The organism is Undibacterium sp. GrIS 1.2 (genome assembly GCF_040544435.1).
GTDB lineage: Bacteria > Pseudomonadota > Gammaproteobacteria > Burkholderiales > Burkholderiaceae_D > Undibacterium.
The window spans coordinates 43778-62411 of sequence record NZ_JBEONP010000004.1 but is presented as its reverse complement, the minus strand read 5'-3'; the positions used below and the strand labels follow the sequence as shown (position 1 = coordinate 62411).

Sequence of the window (18634 nt, the reverse complement as noted above, 5' to 3'; positions counted from 1 at the left end):
GGGTGCCGAAACAGCAGATTTCTTAAGGATTTTTGCTATTTTTTGCGCAGAATGCCCGATTTTACCACTAGCCCGCACTCATTACACTGGTCTTGCCCTCACTGTCTGTCTGCATCCTTGGAGGTGTGGACAGACGGCAATGCTATAATTTAGCCTAATAAATTCACAAAGTGCCTATGAAACTGATTGGTTCCCTCGGAAGTCCCTATGTAAGAAAAGTCCGCGTAGTGATGGCGGAAAAAAAGCTCGACTACACGTTGGTATTGGAAAATGTCTGGGCAGCAGACACCACAATCCAGCAATCTAATCCCCTGGGCAAAGTACCTTGCCTGTTGATGGAAGATGGCGGCGCTATGTTTGATTCGCGCGTCATTGTTGAATATCTCGATACCCTGACGCCTGTCGGCAAGCTGATTCCGGTCAATGGACGTGAGCGCGCTGAAGTCAAATGCTGGGAGGCTGTGGCGGATGGCATTGCCGATGCAGCGATTTTGGTTCGTCTTGAAAAAACGCAGCGGGCAGAAGCCTTGCAAAGCGCCGATTGGATTGCACGCCAGATGAGCAAAGTGACAGAAGGTTTAAAATCAATGTCCACGGGCTTGGGTGATGCACCTTTTTGTCTTGGTACGCATTTGACCCTGGCGGATATCAGCGTTGCATGCACCTTGGGTTGGTTAAGTTTCCGCTTCCCAGAGATTGACTGGCGCGGTGATTATCCCAACTTAGCGAAATTATTTGATAAGTTGTCGGAGCGTCCGTCATTTAAAGAGTCACTGCCGCAGTAAGCTAGTTTCTAACTTACGTTAAAAAAACACGTATAAAAAAGGAGGTAAAAGCGTTTAAGCTTCTACCTCCTTTTTTTATAGTTTTAAAAATGTCTGCCGTCGACAAATTTCGATAAGACATCCTAAAAATAACCTATTAAAACTAACTTACTCTGCGTCCAGCATTTGCGCTTGCAGATAGTTTTGCAGGCCAATTTTTTCGATCAATTCTTGTTGAGTCTCCAGCCAATCGATGTGTTCCTCGGTGTCGTCGAGTATCATTTGAAATAAGTCGCGCGACACATAATCGCCAACTAATTCGCAAGTTGCAATCCCTTCTTTAACCGTCTTTTGTGCTGCAGTTTCTAGCTTCAGATCACATTGAAGCATCTCTGGCGTGTCCTCGCCTATCATCAGCTTGTGCAAGGCTTGTAAGTTTGGCAGGCCACCTAACATCAGGATACGGTCTATCAATTTATCGGCATGTTTCATTTCGCCAATTGATTCTTGATATTCCTTCTTGGCGATTTTTTCAAAACCCCAATGCTTGTACATACGCGCATGCAAAAAATATTGATTAATTGCGCTGAGTTCATTGGTTAGCTGCGCATTGAGCAGCTTAATAACCTTGGCGTCACCTTTCATTGGGACCTCGAAATAGTTTGTTTGCGGGAGTTTGCAGTATAAGCGTATGTACAACATTTGTACGCTAGTTATGATTTTTTTAACCCAGATTTTTCATTGTGACAGTAATAAGTATAGCTTTGAACGATGCATGTCATTTATGTTGCTACGAAGTGATAGCGGTCTAATAGAAAATTTGAATTTTATTGTACTCATGGTGAGTATATTTTAATTGTCCATATATTATTTGGACGATAAGATGTTTTTATAAAAAACAATGGGGAGTATATGGATATGTAGGAGATTGCGCTGGCGGATATTGGCATGAATATCGGCATTAAACAGATTTGCCGTGATGCAAACCCGACGCGAGGCGACGGCGCAAATTAACTGTTTAGTGAGAAGCTAATCACGGCTGTTGCCAGCATCATTAATGGTTTGCCGTCTTCTACATAGGGTTTAAACAAGGCGCGCGAGATAGCGACGCGTGCTGCTTCGTCAAGGCGATTGGAGCCTGACGATTTTTGAATCTCCACTTTTTCTGCACGCCCTTTTTCGTTCACTAAAACACGTAGAACGACTTTGCCTTCTTCTCCCATTCTTCTGGACAGTGGCGGGTAATCGGCTTGCGGCGCTTGTATATATTCCACCCCGGTGACTACTTTAGGTAATGCAGGGGTCGTCGGAGCGACCGGTGTGCTGGTCTCCACCGCGACTTGGGTATGTTCTTGCGCCGGAGGAATGTTGGTGGTCTGAACTGATGGTGCCGTACTCGTCGCTACCACCACTTCAGGCGTAGGCGCGAAAACAGCTTGATAGGGCATGAGTTTAGGCATGCTTACTTTAGGTTTGGGCTGCTCCGGTGCTGGCTCATTCGTCGCCACTAGGCTTACCATCAGTTCTTTTGGCAGAATCTGCACCGCGTTATTGAGCAAACCTGCATTCAACGCATAGATTAATCCGAGGTGCGCCAATACGATGCCAAGGATTGGCAACATACGATGGAGTGGTCGTTGACTTGGATTGGAATAGTCCATGGAAACCATTGTTGAGGTATTGCTAAACATTCATATCTCGTTTAATTGTGAATTACGCACTACCGTAGAAATGTTAAGCCGCCAGCGCTTGCGGCTGAAAGCGTACTGGATGAAGCTGTTGCGCTTTGTTGATCGAAGAAACCACGCCAGAGGATTGGCATTCACGCAGAATACTGCGCGCGCAACTGGCGCATTTGCCGCAGCATGTGCCAACATCTAAATGCGTGCGCAGCTCAGACATCGTAGTTAAACCCGCTGCCACTGCATTGCGTACTTTCTTTTCAGAGACGTTATTGCAAACACAAACGATCATGAAAACCTCTGGTAATAAAAATGGTAAAAATGAATCTACTAAGTTCAAACTGTGGCACTAAATCTAAATCTGACTCTCTACGAATAAGTCGGTAAAAAGTTCTTTTATCTGCTACCGGCCACCAGACGCGTGAACAAATTCAGTCGTCCTTGCGGTGGCAAACTTCTTTCAACCAAGCCCGCCCATTGCTCTGACAATTGCTGGCAAGTGGCTTTTAATACCGGTGCCAGATCAGGTAATTCTGCCAGCGCCTTTAAATGTCGTTCTATTACTGATGCCAACTTCAGGCACGCACCGCCATCTTTATTTTGTGCTGAACTCACCGTGTAATGCGACATCAGGTGCAACACGGCAGAGACTAATAATTCTGGCTGGGCCGGTTTGCTGGCAATCTCAAAAAAATCTGGATTTATGCTGGACATCAAACGCTCCTCGTAAGGTTTGCTTGGCTTGCTTTGCATGTCATCCGGCATCGCTGGCTAAAATCGAATTAATCTTGAAATGCTGAGTTAGCTATCTACTACTGCCTGATAACTAAATTACGCCGTCAAGATCAATTTGTTCAACTGCGTTACACGTAAGCGATAAATTCTGCCTTCGTGATCAATTTCGACTTCACGCATCTGATGCATGAGTTCCCGACTTTTCAGGCGGACGATTTGTTTGCCATCTGTGCCGATGTTGCCATTGGCGGGGGCAGATGCAAGTCTGTTGTTTTCAGCTTGGTCAGCATAAGAGAATTCAGCCATTTTTCCTCCGCAAATATTAATGAGAACAATTCTTGTTTAGATTATTGTCCAGCCATTGAGAATTTGCAAGCTTTTTTAAAGAGATTGCCTATCTCAAGCATTGTATTTATTGAAGGCTTACACAAAATCGTCCCAGCAAGGGCGTAGCGATGACGACAGTACTTTGGTACGACTATTCGCTGTAATGCTTTAGGGGGGGCGTAAGTCCTATGTTGATCAATAACTCGATGTTTTGCCGTTCTATACCTCACATTCCGCACTTTATCGGATGCTGCTCCGATCAATTTTGATGGCTTGTTACTATGTGTTCAACAACTAGCTAGTCTTATTCACATCCTTAGTTTCAACAATAATTTCATTCTCAGGAGCCATCATGCGCCGCCAGTTACTTAGTATTGCCGCACTTACTTTCAGCTTATGTGCTTACTCTAATGCGACCTGGGCTGCATCGAGCGAGTCTTCTAGTAGCCCTTCAGTCAACATCACGATTAGTAAAGAATTGCTTTCTAAGCATGTCCATATAGAGCATAGAAAAAGCGATTTAAATTTTGCTTTGGTGCGCAACGCAGCTGGGGTTGATTCGATCTTTTATTGCGATTCCAGCGACGTTAGAATAGTAGAAAAATTGAAGTCATCGAAGAAAATCGACTTCCTCTGGTTTAAACAAGCAGGCAAAACTTATCTGGTACAAGACCCCGCCATATTGACCGCCGCTAATAATGCGCTTAGAGACGTTTATCTATATAGCGGCCAGATGACGCAGTTAGGTCTGGAGATGGGCGCGCAAGGCGCAAGCATGGGTGCTTTGGGCATCAAAATGGCGGCTTCTGTGTTTATGACTGACTCGGGCAAAAAAATGGATGCCATTGGCAAGCAGATGGACGACATGGGTAAGCAAATGGATGCGTTTGGGAAAAAGATGGAGAGCTTAAATAGCCAGGAAGAAGCTGCCGCCAACGCTGCCGTACCTGGCATGCTCAGTATTATTCAGGATGCACTGGCATCCGGCAAAGCAACTGCGCTTTAAGCTCTTGTGATGACGGTTGAATGCGTTTAACGAGTTTTGAGTAGCTTAGCGTTAGCAGGATAGTCTGGAGTTTTACATGTTGATAAATATACTCTTAGTGAGTATATTTAATCGTCCATAGAATCATTGGGCTATAAGGCATTTTATTGAAAATAGCAGGGGAGTATATTGATTTTATTGTTTTACTGCTCGATTTTAACCACTACAAATAAAAAACTCGTTCTGGGCTGACCCCATGAACGAGTTTTTTATTTACATCCTTTAGCTTGTAGTCCTTGTCGTTCTATGAGGGATCGATTGATGCTCTGATCTTAATCCCCATCATTTCTCCCATATTCACCGCGCCGGCAGATTGCCAGCCAGAATTAAATTCAATCGCATTTTCCGGGAACAATAAGACCACAGTAGAGCCGAGCAAGAAGCGCCCCATCTCTTCGCCTTTTTTGAATTGAATATTTTTATCTGTATAAGTCCACTCACGCACTTGTTTGGTTCGCGGCGGATTCACCACACCATGCCAGACGGTGGACATGCTGCCTGTGATCGCTGCACCGACTAAGGTCAGGATAAACGTGCCGTGGGCTGACTCGAATACGCAGACGACCCGCTCGTTCCGCGCAAACAGGCCAGGCACACCCGCTGCCATCACCGGATTAACAGAGAACAAATCACCCGGCACATAAATCATGCGTGTCAGGCGACCGTCGCAAGGCATATGAATCCGGTGATAGTCGCGCGGACTAAGATAAATCGTTGCGAAGCTCCCTTTGTTGAAAGCTGCCGCTAATTGACCATCGCCGCCGACCAGCGCCGTCGCAGAATAGCTGTGACCTTTCGCTTGAAAGATTTGCCCCTGTGCAATTGGCCCAAACTGACTAATTGTGCCATCCACCGGACAAACCCAGGCAGCGTCGGCGATAGGGCGCACGCCATCGCGCAGCGGGCGGGTAAAAAACTGATTAAAGCTAGCGTAGCTGCTGATATCGGGATTAACGGCCTCGCTCATATTCACTTTGTACTTACCGACAAACCAGCGAATGATACCTGTCGTGATGCGACCCGCTTTTGCATTGGCAACATGGCTGCCAAACTCGGTAATCGCCTTTTTAGGCAGTAAATATTGTAACAAGACGGCGAGACGATCAGGCACGATAAATCAACCATAGCAAATAAGATGGGGGATTATAGCGGTGACTGCGCTGCAAGTGAGCATAAAGTGAGCACAACTTAATCTAAAGTCAGCTTCGCGTAAACCGTCATCGGTATGATTTTCGTTTTTAAGTGCCTGGAGAATGATTCCTCTGATGCCAAGAGATTGTCACGCGCATGTCTTGTGGCGTGCCTAACATTGCATACGTTTTAGCTAATTGATGTTTAGTTAAAATCTATTGGATCTTTAAAATTCATAGTGATATGCTGCGACGCACCATGACTAAATCATTTCGTTTAGACATTTTTTACACTACCAATCAGGAGAAAGTTATGAAAACTGTAGGTCAAAAACTCGACGCATTCAGCGTACCAGCAGCTAAGCCAGGTTTTAACCATCATGAAGAAAACGGCGTATCCGCTTTCGAAACAATTACTGAAGCTTCCTTCCCAGGTAAATGGAAAATCATCTACTTCTACCCAAAAGATTTCACATTTGTCTGCCCGACAGAAATCGTTGAATTCGGCAAACTGACAAATGACTTCGCTGATCGTGATGCGATTTTGCTGGGCGGTTCTACTGATAACGAATTTTGCAAATTGGCATGGCGTCGTGAGCACAAAGATCTGGACAAATTGAATCACTACTCTTTCGGTGATTCCACAGGTTCTTTGGTAGACATGCTGGGTGTACGTGATGTCAACGCTGGCGTTGCTTTGCGCGCTACTTTCATCGTTGATCCAGATAATGTCATTCAACACGTTTCTGTCAATAATCTGAACGTTGGCCGTAACCCGACAGAAATCCTGCGTATTCTGGATGGTCTGCAAACAGACGAGCTGTGCCCATGCAATCGCACAGTTGGCGGTTCTACACTGTAAATTGAACGAGGACATCTCTGCGTCCACGATCATCAATAAAACCCGCTGCGGCGGGTTTTAAAATCATTGAATAATAGGAAAATACTATGGAATTTCTTAATCTAATTAAAAATGCCATTCCTGATTATGCGAAAGACATTCGTCTGAACATTGATGGAACAATCGCCCGCTCCAGTTTGGAAGGTAATGATGCAGTCGGCGTTGCTCTGGCCGCTGCATTTGCTGCAAAAAGCAAGTTCATCATCGATGCAATCAAAGGCAGTGGCGCGATTACGCCAGAAGAACTCAATGCAGCGCTGACTGCATCTGCCTTGATGGGTATGAACAACATCTGGTATCCCTACCTGGAGATGGCCGATGATGCAGATTTGAAGACGCAACCGGCGCAACTCCGCATGAATGCTTACGCCACCAATGGCGGCGTGGATAAGCGCCGTTTCGAAATGTACGCACTGGCAGCCTCAATCGTCGGCAAATGTCATTTCTGTGTGAAATCACATTTTGAATTGCTGAAAAAAGAAGGCATGTCCGCCGCACAGTTGCGTGATGTTGGTCGCATTGCCGCCGTCATTAATGCCGCTGCTTTGGTGATTGCAGCTGAGTAATTAGTTGGTTTTATAAATAAAAATGGCAGCCGATATGGCTGCCATTTTTATTTGGCACAGGAATTCTACATACGTGTTATCCCAATACATCTGGACAATTGCTCAGCCTTGTTACAAGCAGAATCAAAAAATCTCCATGATTGGACGGAGCCGTCAGATTTGTATAGGTAGAATCTGTCTCTCGGCATTTCTGCTAAACACAGGAGAAATCTGCCTTACCACGTATGTTGATGTTTGAGTGTAATCACCCGATGCAGTTTGTTTTATTTTTTTGAAAAATAAGCTAATCCGATAGGTGAGTCCAATAAGCAAGTCCACGAAGTTAGTCCAATAAGTTAGTCCAACACAGTTCACCACTACCGCCAATGCCAAAGTCTTTTAGTTTTTCGATGCCACGATTATTTAGCCCTGATGCGATCTCCAAGTTAGTAGCAGCGTCACTCGCTTTTTTCTGTCTTTCTGCAGCGGCGCAAAGTCCCTTGCCTACGGCGGTGGAGCTTGCTTTAAAAAAAGCAGGAATACCGTCGACTGCGCTAAGTATTGTCGTAATGCCTGCCAGCGGCGGCCCGGCGACGATGGCGCAATTTGCTGATACGCCTGTCAGTCCGGCGTCTACCATCAAATTGGTGACGACACTTGTCGCACTGGAAGAATTGGGGCCGACGTTTCGCTGGAAAACACAAATTCTTAGTGAGACGCCGATCAAACAAAGTGGATTGCCAGGCGATTTAAATGGTGGATTATTTGGTGATATTTATCTGCGAGGCGGAGGTGATCCCAACTTTACCTGGGATAAATTAGCATTTATGTTGCGTAGTTTGCGGTCGCAGGGCGTGCGCAATATCGTCGGTGATATTGTGCTGGATCGCCATTATTTTCAGCCAAGCCGTATGGATACCGATGCAGTGCAATTCGATGAAAAACCGGATACCTATTACAACGTGATACCGGATGCGTTACTGGTGAATGGTAATTTGTCCACCTTCGATATTGAGTCCAGTGCAGACACCATCAAACTACAAAGCTCACCTCCGATGGCTCAAGTAGTGATTAAAAATCAGCTACGTCTGGACAACAAGCCATGCGCTAGTTGGGACAATACCTGGATGCCGCCTACGGTAGAAACCGATAGTAACTATACGACTAGCATCACGTTTTCTGGAAGTTTTCCACGTAATTGCAAAGCGACCAAATACACCAATCTGCTTGATCGCAATCGCTATATCGAACATCTGATCCGGCAATTGTGGCAAGAACTGGACGGCACCTGGATTGGCCACGCCAAAGAGGGTATAACGCCAGCCACTGCGAATGTGTTGGTTGAGCGTCAATCAGAAACGCTCGCCGATACCATCAAGATCGTCAACAAACAATCAGATAATTTAATGGCACGTCTGCTATATCTGACTTTGGGGGTAGAGTTTTCTGATGCTAAAAATTATGCAACCAGTGCGCAGGCGGCAGATGCACATATACGCCGGTGGTTTGTAAGACAGGGTATTGGTACGGAGGATCTGATTCTTGACAATGGTTCTGGCTTATCCCGGGCAGAAAAAATAAGTCCAAAACAGTTAGCTGACTTATTGCAAGTAGCGGCGCGTAGCAATTGGTTCCCGGAATTTGCGAGCAGTTTCCCCATCGTCGCCGTTGACGGCACCATGCGCAAACGTCTGAGAGACAGCGCGTTAGACGGTAGGGCGCGTATTAAAACAGGTAGTTTAAAAGATGCGGTAGCGATTGCTGGCTATGTCAAAGACAGGCAAGACAAACTGTGGATTATTGTTGCCATTATTAACGATAAAAAAGCCGACAGGGCGCGTCCCGTTCTGGATGAATTGATTTTGTCGATTGCGCTGTAAGTCCAAGGTTACGCGAGTGTAAAGTAATTTTGTCGCATCCCTATCCTGCGTGATCGTTTGTTTTAATCGCCACTTCAAACGTTGCTACCAAGCGGCGCACGCCATCTGTCACATGACTGCATGATAGGGTTGCCCCGCTGATATTTTTAATATCCTCGTCTAATTTAATGGGGTCTGCGACGCTTTTTCCAACAAACTGGGCGCGCCAACGTTGATCACGAACGTGTTCGCCGTACAGTTCGCGATAGTCCATAATTTCGACACCGAGTAATTTCCCTTGAGTAGAAATGGCAACTGCATAGGTAATTGCATCATGCTTGCCGGTGACTTCATCAATCAGAATGTAGCCTTGTAAGCCTTGCGCAGAATGCGCCTCCCACAAACGTATTTGTGAATCCCGCACTCGCACATTGGCATTGTTTGCGATTGCTTTACGTTGCGCCTGTGTCAGTAAAAACCCTTTTTCTTTGTACTCAGTGGCGAGTGGAAATAACACATGCTGTACTCGCTCTTGAGTGTGATATTGCACCGCATGTGCAGGCTGAGCAATCGAGGTTATTGCTAGGGTTGGTAGCAGTATCCATCGCTTGGGCGACCGGACTGGCTTCACTATTGTGTTCATTGTTTATTCCGCGCGCCAGCGTTCTAAGATTCACAAACGCTGACGCTTAGATACGTTTTGAAAGTCCGTAAACTTTAAAAATCAGTGAAAATTAAAAATCAGTAAAATTAAAAAGATAGCCCGCCCATAATGCGAACTATATGACGTTCGCTAGATTTATAAACGCGACCATCAACCAATTCATCCTTGGCGGCGAGGGAATAAGCTGTTGCCCAAGGCATTTGTTGCATGTAGCCAGCCGTGACAAAGAATTTCTTTCCTGCGTAGTGAATACTGGGGCCTGCAAACCAGGCGGAATAATCACGTTTACTTTTGCTGAATGTATGGTCACCTTCCCATACTCTTTCATTCCGGATCTCTAGTCCCGCGCGCCAGCCAGGTGCAAATCGATACGACGCTCCTCCACTGATTTCGAGCTTAGTTTCTTTATCTACGTTCACTCCGGACCATTTTTCGCGCTCCAACTCGACTGCCACGTTGGCGGCAAGAATCAGATCGTCTTCCATCAGATTTTTTTGTAGCAGCAGTTTTAATTCCAGCTCTTCCGTCTTCTCGCCTAATGTTGCTTCTACATAGCCGGCCAAACCAATTCGATCTTTGTAAGGACTTAAAAATTGGTAGATGGACTCTACAGACACACTTTCAAAATCAGATTTTTTGTATAAGGAGGAGGGCAGCGGCAATAACTCGGCAAAAGGTACATAGGGGCCAGCGGTTACGGGCCCACCACCGGAGACTTCATCGCCATCACCTACCGTCGTATAGTTATTGCGCGAAGCCGTCGAGTTATTATTTTGTGCCTTGACTGAGTAAGCATTGGCGTATAACGACACAGTCCACCGGTCAGTCACGCCGTATTCAAATTCAGTACGAGTCTGGGTGAGTTGATAGGTACCTTGTGAGCGTTTAGTGCGGAATGTGACCCATTGTTCTACTTCTTTTGCACCCGCTGGCAAAGTTTCGGCCAAATAAGTGTTAGTGAAGATTGCTTCACCAGCGTGAACGGCTGGAGTGACTAAAAAACTGCCTGCGAGGAATGCCACCAGTGTGAATGACGAGGATCGCAAATTATGTTGGAGATTTTTCATATGGGAATTTAAAAGGAGTGTGGGATCAGCCAGCAAAGCGTAAGGAGCCGAATAGGCCGTCGGTTTCATCCGCGGGGCCCGCAGAGAAATACAGTGCATTACTGTCCCCCAGGCTCTGCCCGTTACCGAACAAGATATTCCACAAGCCTTGTATTTTGATGACATTGCCCTTGGTATCTCGCATGTATTCAGTGGCGCGCTTAGTCGTCGTATTAAAGCCAACCAATGTCCCGTCGGAAAAATTACCGACGATGAGTTGATTGGAGAACGGACCAAAATTTGCTGGTGCTGCAACCACCGCCCAAGGGCCGTTCAGCACGCCGCGGTCATCCCAGATTGCAATTTGTTGCCCTGTGACGCTGTACTCCACTAGCCGTCCACGTCCGCGTCCCGAGCTCTCTACAGCAGGCAATAACGCACCTTTATTATCGGGATCTTCTTGGGTGTTGACATACGCGATGAATACCGAGGTCTTGCCTGCATATGTCACCGTTTGAATATTAAACGGCACCAGATCGCCGACCTTAAAACCACTTGTTGCAATAAACGGATTGGCAAAACGACCGCCCAATGCTTCTTCCTGGAAGCTGGTGTTGAAAATACGGATTGTCGGGGTGGGATTGGCACCAAAATCGACGACGAACAATTGATCTTCTGCTGGATTGATCGCCAAACCAAAGAAAGAACTACCTTGATCGCCGTAGTCAACCATAGACTGCGCGTCACCTGAGCGATCAAAGCTGCCATCTGCTAATTTGCGCTCTGTCCAGGCAGATAAGACACCGTTGTCGGACACAAAAATGAATTTGGCCGGGCCTGTAATTGCGCCATTGGGATGATCTTGGGTAATCACAAAATTGTTGCCACCATTGAAGACGACGCCATTACCTGCGCCACCATTTTCGCCTGATGCGGGCAGGGCAACTTTTTTTAAGCTATCCGTCATTAGGGGTTTGCCGCCTACATCACCTAGATATTCGAAGGAGTTACCCATGCCAGTAACCCAGAAATGGCCACCCGCACCCGCCGGGCGAATAGCCAGACCCCAGGCGCCAACCAGCTCTGGCTCGACAATTTGCGGCGCGTATTTAGCCGAGTTGGCAACCAGATTAGTTTGCTTATAGGAGTTTGCGACCGATACGGTTTCGCCGCTGCTACCGCCACCACAACCACTTAACCAGAGTGAAGAACTCACTATTGCACTGGTTTTTAAGAATGTCCTACGTTGCATGTTGTTCCCTTGTCGTTTTGTAATATTAATATCATTAATAAATAATAATCGTTCTCATTATCGTTTGCAATTAATATTTGATCTACGTACAATGCGGAACATATTTTTTTACTTTTGTGGGAATTTCTTATGTTTGATAAAGCACGTAAAGTTCGCTATTTGTCTTCTTTTGCACATCAAAACTTATTTAGCTTGAAACCACTATCACTTGCGCTATCGACGGCGATGGCGCTGACTTACCCGGCGATCGCCTTTTCCGGTGAGATAGCAGATGCTGGTAATCCAGTAACGGAATTGCCCGAAGTTGTGGTTAAAGGGGTTTCAGGCAACGAGCAAAGTACAGAGAAAACCGGTGCGTACACAGCACGTAAAAGTAATTCGGCGACCAGACTTGATTTAACTTTGCGCGAAACTCCGCAATCCGTCTCCGTTGTTACACGCGCCAAAATGGATGACTTTAAGCAAGTCAATATCAACGATGTGCTTGGCAACACGACTGGTGTGTCAGTAGAAAAAGTAGAAACCGATCGCACCTATTACATGGCGCGTGGTTTTGATATCACCAATTTCCAATACGATGGAATAGGCGTGCCATTCACTTCCGGCAATGTGACGGGGGACATCGATACTGCGATCTATGATCGTATCGATATTGTGCGTGGCGCAAATGGTTTGATGTCGGCAACAGGTAATCCATCTGCGACGGTCAACTTTATTCGTAAGCATCCGACATACCAGTTCCAGGCATCGACGGGTTTAACGCTGGGATCGTGGAATACGCGCCGTGTGGATGCAGATATTTCCGGTGCGTTGAATGCCGCTGGTACAGTGGCTGGTCGCTTTGTTGTGGCAAAGCAGGCGGGTGATTCTTACCTGGATCGTTACTCGCCGGAGAAGACGGTTTTTTATGGCATCGTTGAGGCAAATCTGGGCGATACGACGGTATTAAGTATCGGCCATTCTTATCAAAAGAGTGATACAAAAGGCGGCATGTGGGGTGCATTGCCTTTGTATTACACCGATGGCAGCCCGACGAATTACCGGATTTCTACCAGCACCGCGGCAGACTGGTCGCGTTGGGTGACACAGGACGACCGCAGCTTTGTCGAGCTCAGTCATCAGTTGAATAATGACTGGCAAATTAAGGCGGCATTCAGCCGTAATAAATCGACCGCAGATTCTAAGCTGTTCTACGTTTATGGCACGCCGGATCGCAGCACCGGATTGGGTTTGTATAGCTACCCATCTTTGTATAACTCGGACAATACGCAGACATTGTTTGATGTGGCAGCGTCGGGCAAGTTCAATTTTGCGGGACGTCAGCATGACCTCAGTTTTGGTGTCAACTGGTCTAAATCGAAGATGGATGATATATCGCATTATGGGGTAGGGATTGGAACGGCCTTACCTGATATCAGCAACTGGACTGGCAATTATCCTGAGCCTGCTTTTAATGCCTCGATTGAGGGCAGTGCTTATGAAGATAAGCAGCAAACGGTATTCATTGCGTCGCGCATCAATCTGGCGGATCAATTTAAGCTCATAGCCGGTGTCAATGTCACCAAAGCCGATAGCACGGGATTTGCTTATGGCGTCAGCAGTCAAAAATCTGCCCGTAACACGACGCCTTATTTTGGCGTGGTGTATGACATCGCGCCGAATGCATCGATCTATGCCAGCGATACAGAAATTTTTAATCCACAAAGCGAAATTGATATCAATGGTAAGACCCTCGATCCAGTCAAGGGCAAGAGTGATGAGCTTGGATTTAAAACCGAGTTGTTTGATCGCAAACTTAATCTATCTGCCGCGCTCTTCAAGACGCAGCAAAACAATGCAGCGGAGCAGGCGGGCTATATCGGTACTAAAGCCTACTACAAAGGGATTGATGCCGAGTCACAAGGGCTGGAGCTGGATGCGTCTGGTGAGATTGCCAAGGGATGGCAAGTCAGTGCAGGCTACACACAATTGACGCTCAAGGGTAGCGATGGGCAGGATGTCAAAACCTATGTGCCGAGAAAATTATTCCGTGTATCAAGCACCTATCAACTGCCTTTCCTGACACAGGCAAAAATTGGTACCAGCATGAATTGGCAAGCAGATACTTTCCGGGATGAAGGTGCAGGCATTGTGATTCGTCAGTCCAGCTATGCCGTTGTCAATCTGATGGCGCGTTACGACGTGAGCCCTAAGCTGAGCATTTCTGCCAACTTGAACAATATCGGCAATCAACAATATCTGACCAGTTTGTACTGGAGTCAGGGTTATTACGCCGCGCCGCGCAACGGCAGTGTAGCGATTAACTGGAAATATTGAGTCATATCGGGACTCATATAGTTACTCATATAGTTACTCATATAGCGACTCATACTAACGCCATGTTCATGCGACCTTTGTTTGTACTACTGCACCGCTGGTTTGGACTGGCGGTGGCAATTTTTTTATTTATTTCTGGCATGACGGGTGCTTTTATCTCATGGGATCATGAGCTGGATGCCTTGCTCAATCCGCAGTTATTTCACGCCCGTAGTGCGGAGAAAAACGACGGTGCAAAGATGTTGTCGGGATTGGAACTGGCGAATAGGTTAGAGGCTGGCGATCCTGCAATCTGGGTGACGTATGTATTGAATGAGGCAGAGCCAGGACATACCGTACAGATGTCGGTAGAAGGCAAAATTAATCCTGTCACTAGCAAGCCGTATGAACTCGGTTTTAATCAGATTGCGGTTGATCCAGTCAGCGGCGAAATACAAGGCAAGCGTCAATGGGGAGAGATTTCGCTGAGCCGGGAAAACCTCCTGCCATTTTTATACAAACTGCACTACACCATGCACATTCCCAATGTCGGAGGTATCGAGCTAGGTATCTGGCTGATGGGCATCATAGGCATGGTGTGGGTGCTGGATTGTTTTATTGCGCTTTACTTGTCTTTTCCAAACTGGGGCAGCTGGCGCAAATCACTGGCGTTTCGCTGGCGGCAAGGCGGACACAAACTGAATTTTGATTTACACCGCTCTGGCGGCGTTTGGGTCTGGTTGCTGTTACTGGTGCTCGCGATTACCTCGGTATCGATGAATCTCAACAGCCAGGTGGTTCGTCCGCTTGTACAATTGTGTTCACCCCTGAGTGCAGATGTTTTTGCGACGCGTGTACCACAAGCGCCAGATCGCCCCGTGTTGCCAGTGCTCAGCCGCGAACAAGTCATGCAACTAGCCCAAACCGAGGCGCAACAGCGAGGCTGGACTTTGCCAGCGGGTGGTGTATTTTATTCGCCTGCTTTTGGCGTTTATGGGGTTGGATTTTTTGAAGCCGGAAACGATCATGGCGACGGCGGCCTGGGTAATGCCTGGCTGTATTTTGATGGCAGCGATGGTCATTCAGCCGGAGCGAGAATCCCCGGTAGCGGCAGTGCGGGAGACATCTTCCTGCAAGCGCAATTCCCATTACATTCCGGTCGCATCTTGGGCCTGAGTGGACGCATTTTTATCTCGATCATGGGGCTGGTCGTAGCGATGCTAAGCGTCACCGGCGTATTGATCTGGATTAAAAAGCGACGAGCCAGAAACATCCGGTAGTCATATCCTTCAGTTGATGCAAGGACCCAATATATTTACTTAAATTAAGCCAGGTGTTTAGTCGCATCTTTGGCTGGCTCGTCCGCACTAATACTAGGCTTGCGTACCGATGCTTGTGGTTCTTGATACATCCACGGCAGCATAAATTTAGTCATCTCCGATGCGGCATGCACTGGGGATTTTGATTGGTGTGCGACGGCGCTGCAAATTGCTTCGATCAGACAGAGGGCGGCACCTTCGGAGTTGGGTGATAGCTGGCGGGTAGTTTGCGCAAACAATGTCAGGTTGGCGATAGATGCCAGCGGCGAGCGTGGTGCATCGGTTAATCCTAAAATCGGAACACCCTTTTCGCGCACTTGTTGTAGCAGCGTAATGACGTCTTCTGCATAGCGCGGGAAGGTGATGCCGATCACCAGATCGCGCTCAGTGTATTTAAATAGTTGGCGTGCCACGTGGGATGGGCCGCCAGAGCCAATCGTGCATTGGATCGTTTTACAAAATGGTTCTAGTCCATGTGCCATCAAGCCGCCGAGGAAGGCGCTGGCGCCGTAACCGACGATGTAAATACGCTCGGCATTGGTAATCATTTTGACTGCCTGATTACACATTTCAGGCACTAAAGCGCGGCGCGTGGTTTCCAGATTGCTGATGTCTTCATTGAGCGATCTGGCGATGACTTCGGTGCTGGTGGCTGCGCGCTGTACTTCGTTACGCAGATTATCAATCGGTGCCAGCATGGCTTCAAAACCGTATACCAGTTCCGAGCGAAATTGCGGATAACCATCAAACCCCAAAGCACGTGCAAAACGGTTGGCTGTTGCTACCGAAATCCCAACCGCGTTAGCCAGTTCATCAATCGACATCGTCGCTGAGCGAAACACATTGGACAATACATAATCAGCGGTTTTTCTATGCGATTTAGATAAATGCATATACACCTTGCCGATGCGGGTATTAACAGTACCACCTAGTGCTTGAGTGTCAGGACGGTTCATAGTCGGCGGTTATATTTTTAGGGAGTGGAAGATCAATGTAATTTCGTCGATTTAAATTGTAAAGAGATAGATTCGGTCAAATTTGTGTTTCTCTAGTTCAGAGATCAAACAAAGCCCAAATTTTGGTCTTAATCAAATTTAAAGCAAATAAAATTTAGCTACTAACGATTCTAACTAAACTTAGCAGAATTTTATTCTTAGATTTTTAATATATGAAAAATAATATTAATTATTTGCTTGATCGACGAGCTTTGTTTTCATCGCATTAATCGGACATCCTAAATATACTGTCATATGTATATTTAGGATGTTCATAGAATATATGGAGAATAAGCCATATTTTCTATAAAAACAGGGGAGTATATTTATTTAATAGGATGAAACGACTCCGCCTGCGCCAGTGGCCAGTAGGTGGCAAAGACTTCTGGACGCTCGCTCAGACGGGATTCATCCAGCAGATCGCCTGGGTTTAAGTAAGGCAGTAGCGCTGATACCAGTTTGACCTGATCGGACGACACCCTGCGTACCAAATGATACGGACGTAATTCGGAGGGATGATTTAATCCCGTTGCCGCGATCAGTTCTGCCAAGGCTTTTAGAGTATTTTGATGGAAATGCATTACACGTTCTGCCTTGTCCGGTACAAACAAGGCACGTTGGCGCAGAGGATCTTGGGTTGCCACACCCGTAGGGCAGCGGTCGGTATGACAGCTTTGTGATTGAATGCAACCTAGCGCAAACATAAAGCCGCGGGCAGAATTGCACCAGTCAGCGCCCAGCGCCAAAGTCCGCGCAATATCAAATGCGGTGATGATTTTGCCGGAGGCACCGATTTTAATTTTGTCGCGCAAGTTGGTGCCGACCAGCGTGTTATGCACCAACAGCAGTGCCTCTTGTAAAGGTACGCCGACATGATCGGTGAACTCTATCGGCGCTGCGCCTGTCCCGCCTTCACCGCCATCTACTACAATAAAGTCTGGTGTGATGCCAGTTGCCAGCATCGCCTTCACAATCCCAAAAAATTCCCAAGGATGGCCGACGGCAAATTTAAAACCAGTCGGTTTTCCGCCAGATAAGCTGCGCAACTTATCGATGAAATACAGCATCTCGGTCGGCGTAGAAAAAGCGGAATGCGAGGCTGGCGATACGCAATCCGTACCGGCAGGCACACCGCGTGCCTCGGCAATTTCTATCGTTACTTTAGCACCGGGAAGCAAGCCGCCATGCCCGGGCTTGGCACCTTGCGACAATTTCAGCTCTATCATTTTGACTTGCGGCAGCGTGGCACTGGCCACAAAGCGTTCTTCTGAAAAACTACCATGCTCGTTGCGACAGCCAAAATAACCCGAGCCAATTTCCCACACTAAATCGCCGCCCGGATCTTTTTCATCCGCCGGGCGATGATAGCGGCTGATACTACCTTCACCTGTGTCATGCATAAATCCACCTTTTTGCGCACCTTGATTTAAAGCGCGGATTGCATTGGCAGACAAGGCACCAAAACTCATGGCCGAGATATTAAAGACGCTAGCCGAATACGGCTGCAAGCGATCGGCACCGATGGTGATACGAAAATCGTAAGAGCCGACTTTGCTCGGTGCGATGGAGTGATTGATCCATTCATAACCAGCCTGATACAGATCAAGCTGCGTACCAAAAGGGCGCTTATCTAAATCTTGTTTTGCCCGTTGATAAACGATAGAACGCTGGTTACGTGAAAACGGATTGGCAGCGCTGTCTTCTTCCAAAAAATACTGACGTATTTCCGGACGTATCGCCTCGAAGATAAAACGAAAGTGCGCAATGATCGGATAGTTGCGCAAGATCGAGCGTTTGGTTTGTACCAGATCGGCAATCCCAACCGCAGTCAGTGCGCCGGACAATATCAGCAGCCACCAACCGGTATGGAACAAATCGATCAACAAGATCGACAACAAAAATACAAAGCTGACAGTAATCAGGGTGAGGTAGCGCGCAAGGTGCATCTTTGTCTCCAGAATAAACTCGGTGGAATTGCACGGGAGTGTACAACGGAGCTTGTGCATCATGTACTTGTGTTCTTCTTACCGTTGCTAAAAAATCTCAAACGATCTGATTTTAGAGATTATTAGAAG

18 protein-coding genes and 1 pseudogene are annotated in these 18634 nt (G+C 47.0%); 8 read left to right on the top strand and 11 right to left on the bottom strand.

The window, feature by feature from the left end:
• The first annotated feature begins 176 nt into the window (after positions 1-176).
• The gene (locus AAKU61_RS02750; protein ID WP_354329457.1) at positions 177-785 is read left to right on the top strand and encodes a glutathione S-transferase family protein; all 609 of its coding nucleotides are present in this window, start codon (positions 177-179) and stop codon (positions 783-785) included.
• 147 nt (positions 786-932) lie between these two features.
• On the opposite strand, the gene bfr is transcribed toward AAKU61_RS02750, so the two are convergent.
• Both bfr and AAKU61_RS02740 read right to left on the bottom strand, forming a co-directional pair.
• On the bottom strand, positions 933-1409 hold the full coding sequence (bfr, locus tag AAKU61_RS02745; protein ID WP_322119811.1) for a bacterioferritin: 477 nt from the start codon (positions 1407-1409) through the stop codon (positions 933-935).
• Positions 1410-1774: 365 nt separating this feature from the next.
• On the bottom strand, positions 1775-2386 hold the full coding sequence (locus tag AAKU61_RS02740) for an energy transducer TonB (RefSeq protein WP_354329585.1): 612 nt from the start codon (positions 2384-2386) through the stop codon (positions 1775-1777).
• Positions 2387-2423: 37 nt separating this feature from the next.
• Here AAKU61_RS02740 and AAKU61_RS22655 point away from each other — a divergent pair, with 37 nt between their 5' ends.
• Positions 2424-2645: a hypothetical protein gene (locus tag AAKU61_RS22655; protein ID WP_503012572.1), complete on the top strand. Its 222-nt coding sequence runs from the start codon at positions 2424-2426 to the stop codon at positions 2643-2645.
• On the opposite strand, the pseudogene AAKU61_RS22650 reads toward AAKU61_RS22655, so the two are convergent.
• The 3 genes and pseudogenes from AAKU61_RS22650 to hemP form a co-directional block, all read right to left on the bottom strand.
• Positions 2646-2738, bottom strand: a pseudogene (locus AAKU61_RS22650) ((2Fe-2S)-binding protein); the annotation flags it as partial.
• Positions 2739-2842: 104 nt separating this feature from the next.
• Positions 2843-3160 carry a hypothetical protein gene (locus AAKU61_RS02730; RefSeq protein WP_354329453.1) on the bottom strand — a complete coding sequence of 106 codons (318 nt, stop codon included), beginning with the start codon at positions 3158-3160 and terminating at the stop codon, positions 2843-2845.
• Positions 3161-3277: 117 nt separating this feature from the next.
• The gene (gene hemP / locus AAKU61_RS02725; RefSeq protein WP_354329451.1) at positions 3278-3487 is read right to left on the bottom strand and encodes a hemin uptake protein HemP; all 210 of its coding nucleotides are present in this window, start codon (positions 3485-3487) and stop codon (positions 3278-3280) included.
• Positions 3488-3860: 373 nt separating this feature from the next.
• Here hemP and AAKU61_RS02720 point away from each other — a divergent pair, with 373 nt between their 5' ends.
• Complete coding sequence (locus AAKU61_RS02720; RefSeq protein WP_354329449.1) at positions 3861-4514, top strand: hypothetical protein; 654 nt, start codon at positions 3861-3863, stop codon at positions 4512-4514.
• A gap of 283 nt (positions 4515-4797) precedes the next feature.
• Here the strand turns inward: AAKU61_RS02720 and asd are convergent, their stop codons facing one another.
• Complete coding sequence (gene asd / locus AAKU61_RS02715) at positions 4798-5664, bottom strand: archaetidylserine decarboxylase (protein WP_354329447.1); 867 nt, start codon at positions 5662-5664, stop codon at positions 4798-4800.
• Positions 5665-5996: 332 nt separating this feature from the next.
• On the opposite strand from asd, the gene AAKU61_RS02710 reads away from it, so the two are divergent.
• The 3 genes from AAKU61_RS02710 to dacB all read left to right on the top strand — a co-directional run bounded on the left by AAKU61_RS02710 (position 5997) and on the right by dacB (position 9009).
• Positions 5997-6545, top strand: a complete 549-nt coding sequence (locus AAKU61_RS02710) for a peroxiredoxin (RefSeq protein WP_322119802.1) — start codon at positions 5997-5999, stop codon at positions 6543-6545.
• Between the two features lie 86 nt (positions 6546-6631).
• Entirely contained in the window at positions 6632-7150 is a 519-nt protein-coding gene (locus tag AAKU61_RS02705) for a carboxymuconolactone decarboxylase family protein (RefSeq protein ID WP_354329445.1), read from the top strand.
• 365 nt (positions 7151-7515) lie between these two features.
• Entirely contained in the window at positions 7516-9009 is a 1494-nt protein-coding gene (dacB, locus tag AAKU61_RS02700) for a D-alanyl-D-alanine carboxypeptidase/D-alanyl-D-alanine endopeptidase (RefSeq protein ID WP_354329443.1), read from the top strand.
• Between the two features lie 40 nt (positions 9010-9049).
• Here dacB and AAKU61_RS02695 read toward each other — a convergent pair whose 3' ends face one another.
• The 3 genes from AAKU61_RS02695 to AAKU61_RS02685 form a co-directional block, all read right to left on the bottom strand.
• A complete protein-coding gene (locus tag AAKU61_RS02695; RefSeq protein ID WP_354329441.1) occupies positions 9050-9631 on the bottom strand; it encodes an FMN-binding protein in 582 nt (193 codons plus the stop codon).
• 107 nt (positions 9632-9738) lie between these two features.
• Positions 9739-10719, bottom strand: a complete 981-nt coding sequence (locus AAKU61_RS02690; RefSeq protein ID WP_354329439.1) for a DUF6662 family protein — start codon at positions 10717-10719, stop codon at positions 9739-9741.
• Positions 10720-10744: 25 nt separating this feature from the next.
• The gene (locus tag AAKU61_RS02685; RefSeq protein WP_354329438.1) at positions 10745-11950 is read right to left on the bottom strand and encodes a TIGR03118 family protein; all 1206 of its coding nucleotides are present in this window, start codon (positions 11948-11950) and stop codon (positions 10745-10747) included.
• A gap of 129 nt (positions 11951-12079) precedes the next feature.
• Here AAKU61_RS02685 and AAKU61_RS02680 point away from each other — a divergent pair, with 129 nt between their 5' ends.
• Both AAKU61_RS02680 and AAKU61_RS02675 read left to right on the top strand, forming a co-directional pair.
• The gene (locus AAKU61_RS02680; protein WP_354329436.1) at positions 12080-14266 is read left to right on the top strand and encodes a TonB-dependent siderophore receptor; all 2187 of its coding nucleotides are present in this window, start codon (positions 12080-12082) and stop codon (positions 14264-14266) included.
• 68 nt (positions 14267-14334) lie between these two features.
• Positions 14335-15525 carry a PepSY-associated TM helix domain-containing protein gene (locus AAKU61_RS02675; protein ID WP_354329434.1) on the top strand — a complete coding sequence of 397 codons (1191 nt, stop codon included), beginning with the start codon at positions 14335-14337 and terminating at the stop codon, positions 15523-15525.
• A 44-nt stretch (positions 15526-15569) separates the two neighbouring features.
• On the opposite strand, the gene AAKU61_RS02670 is transcribed toward AAKU61_RS02675, so the two are convergent.
• Together AAKU61_RS02670 and AAKU61_RS02665 are read right to left on the bottom strand one after the other, a co-directional pair.
• The gene (locus AAKU61_RS02670; RefSeq protein WP_354329432.1) at positions 15570-16520 is read right to left on the bottom strand and encodes a MurR/RpiR family transcriptional regulator; all 951 of its coding nucleotides are present in this window, start codon (positions 16518-16520) and stop codon (positions 15570-15572) included.
• Positions 16521-16885: 365 nt separating this feature from the next.
• Positions 16886-18505 (bottom strand): FMN-binding glutamate synthase family protein, encoded by a 1620-nt coding sequence (locus AAKU61_RS02665; RefSeq protein WP_354329430.1) that lies wholly within the window; start codon positions 18503-18505, stop codon positions 16886-16888.
• Positions 18506-18634: the final 129 nt, after the last annotated feature.

Excerpts from the sequence above, each read along its gene's own strand:
- AAKU61_RS02720 (WP_354329449.1), top strand. The coding sequence starts at position 3,861 with ATGCGCCGCCAGTTACTTAGTATTGCCGCACTTACTTTCAGCTTATGT.
- bfr (WP_322119811.1), bottom strand. The coding sequence starts at position 1,409 with ATGAAAGGTGACGCCAAGGTTATTAAGCTGCTCAATGCGCAGCTAACC.
- AAKU61_RS02710 (WP_322119802.1), top strand. The coding sequence starts at position 5,997 with ATGAAAACTGTAGGTCAAAAACTCGACGCATTCAGCGTACCAGCAGCT.
- AAKU61_RS02690 (WP_354329439.1), bottom strand. The coding sequence starts at position 10,719 with ATGAAAAATCTCCAACATAATTTGCGATCCTCGTCATTCACACTGGTG.
- dacB (WP_354329443.1), top strand. The coding sequence starts at position 7,516 with ATGCCAAAGTCTTTTAGTTTTTCGATGCCACGATTATTTAGCCCTGAT.
- AAKU61_RS02670 (WP_354329432.1), bottom strand. The coding sequence starts at position 16,520 with ATGAACCGTCCTGACACTCAAGCACTAGGTGGTACTGTTAATACCCGC.
- AAKU61_RS02695 (WP_354329441.1), bottom strand. The coding sequence starts at position 9,631 with ATGAACACAATAGTGAAGCCAGTCCGGTCGCCCAAGCGATGGATACTG.
- AAKU61_RS22655 (WP_503012572.1), top strand. The coding sequence starts at position 2,424 with ATGGAAACCATTGTTGAGGTATTGCTAAACATTCATATCTCGTTTAAT.
- AAKU61_RS02740 (WP_354329585.1), bottom strand. The coding sequence starts at position 2,386 with ATGTTGCCAATCCTTGGCATCGTATTGGCGCACCTCGGATTAATCTAT.
- AAKU61_RS02750 (WP_354329457.1), top strand. The coding sequence starts at position 177 with ATGAAACTGATTGGTTCCCTCGGAAGTCCCTATGTAAGAAAAGTCCGC.
- AAKU61_RS02665 (WP_354329430.1), bottom strand. The coding sequence starts at position 18,505 with ATGCACCTTGCGCGCTACCTCACCCTGATTACTGTCAGCTTTGTATTT.
- AAKU61_RS02730 (WP_354329453.1), bottom strand. The coding sequence starts at position 3,160 with ATGTCCAGCATAAATCCAGATTTTTTTGAGATTGCCAGCAAACCGGCC.
- AAKU61_RS02685 (WP_354329438.1), bottom strand. The coding sequence starts at position 11,950 with ATGCAACGTAGGACATTCTTAAAAACCAGTGCAATAGTGAGTTCTTCA.
- AAKU61_RS02680 (WP_354329436.1), top strand. The coding sequence starts at position 12,080 with ATGTTTGATAAAGCACGTAAAGTTCGCTATTTGTCTTCTTTTGCACAT.
- hemP (WP_354329451.1), bottom strand. The coding sequence starts at position 3,487 with ATGGCTGAATTCTCTTATGCTGACCAAGCTGAAAACAACAGACTTGCA.
- AAKU61_RS02705 (WP_354329445.1), top strand. The coding sequence starts at position 6,632 with ATGGAATTTCTTAATCTAATTAAAAATGCCATTCCTGATTATGCGAAA.
- AAKU61_RS02675 (WP_354329434.1), top strand. The coding sequence starts at position 14,335 with ATGCGACCTTTGTTTGTACTACTGCACCGCTGGTTTGGACTGGCGGTG.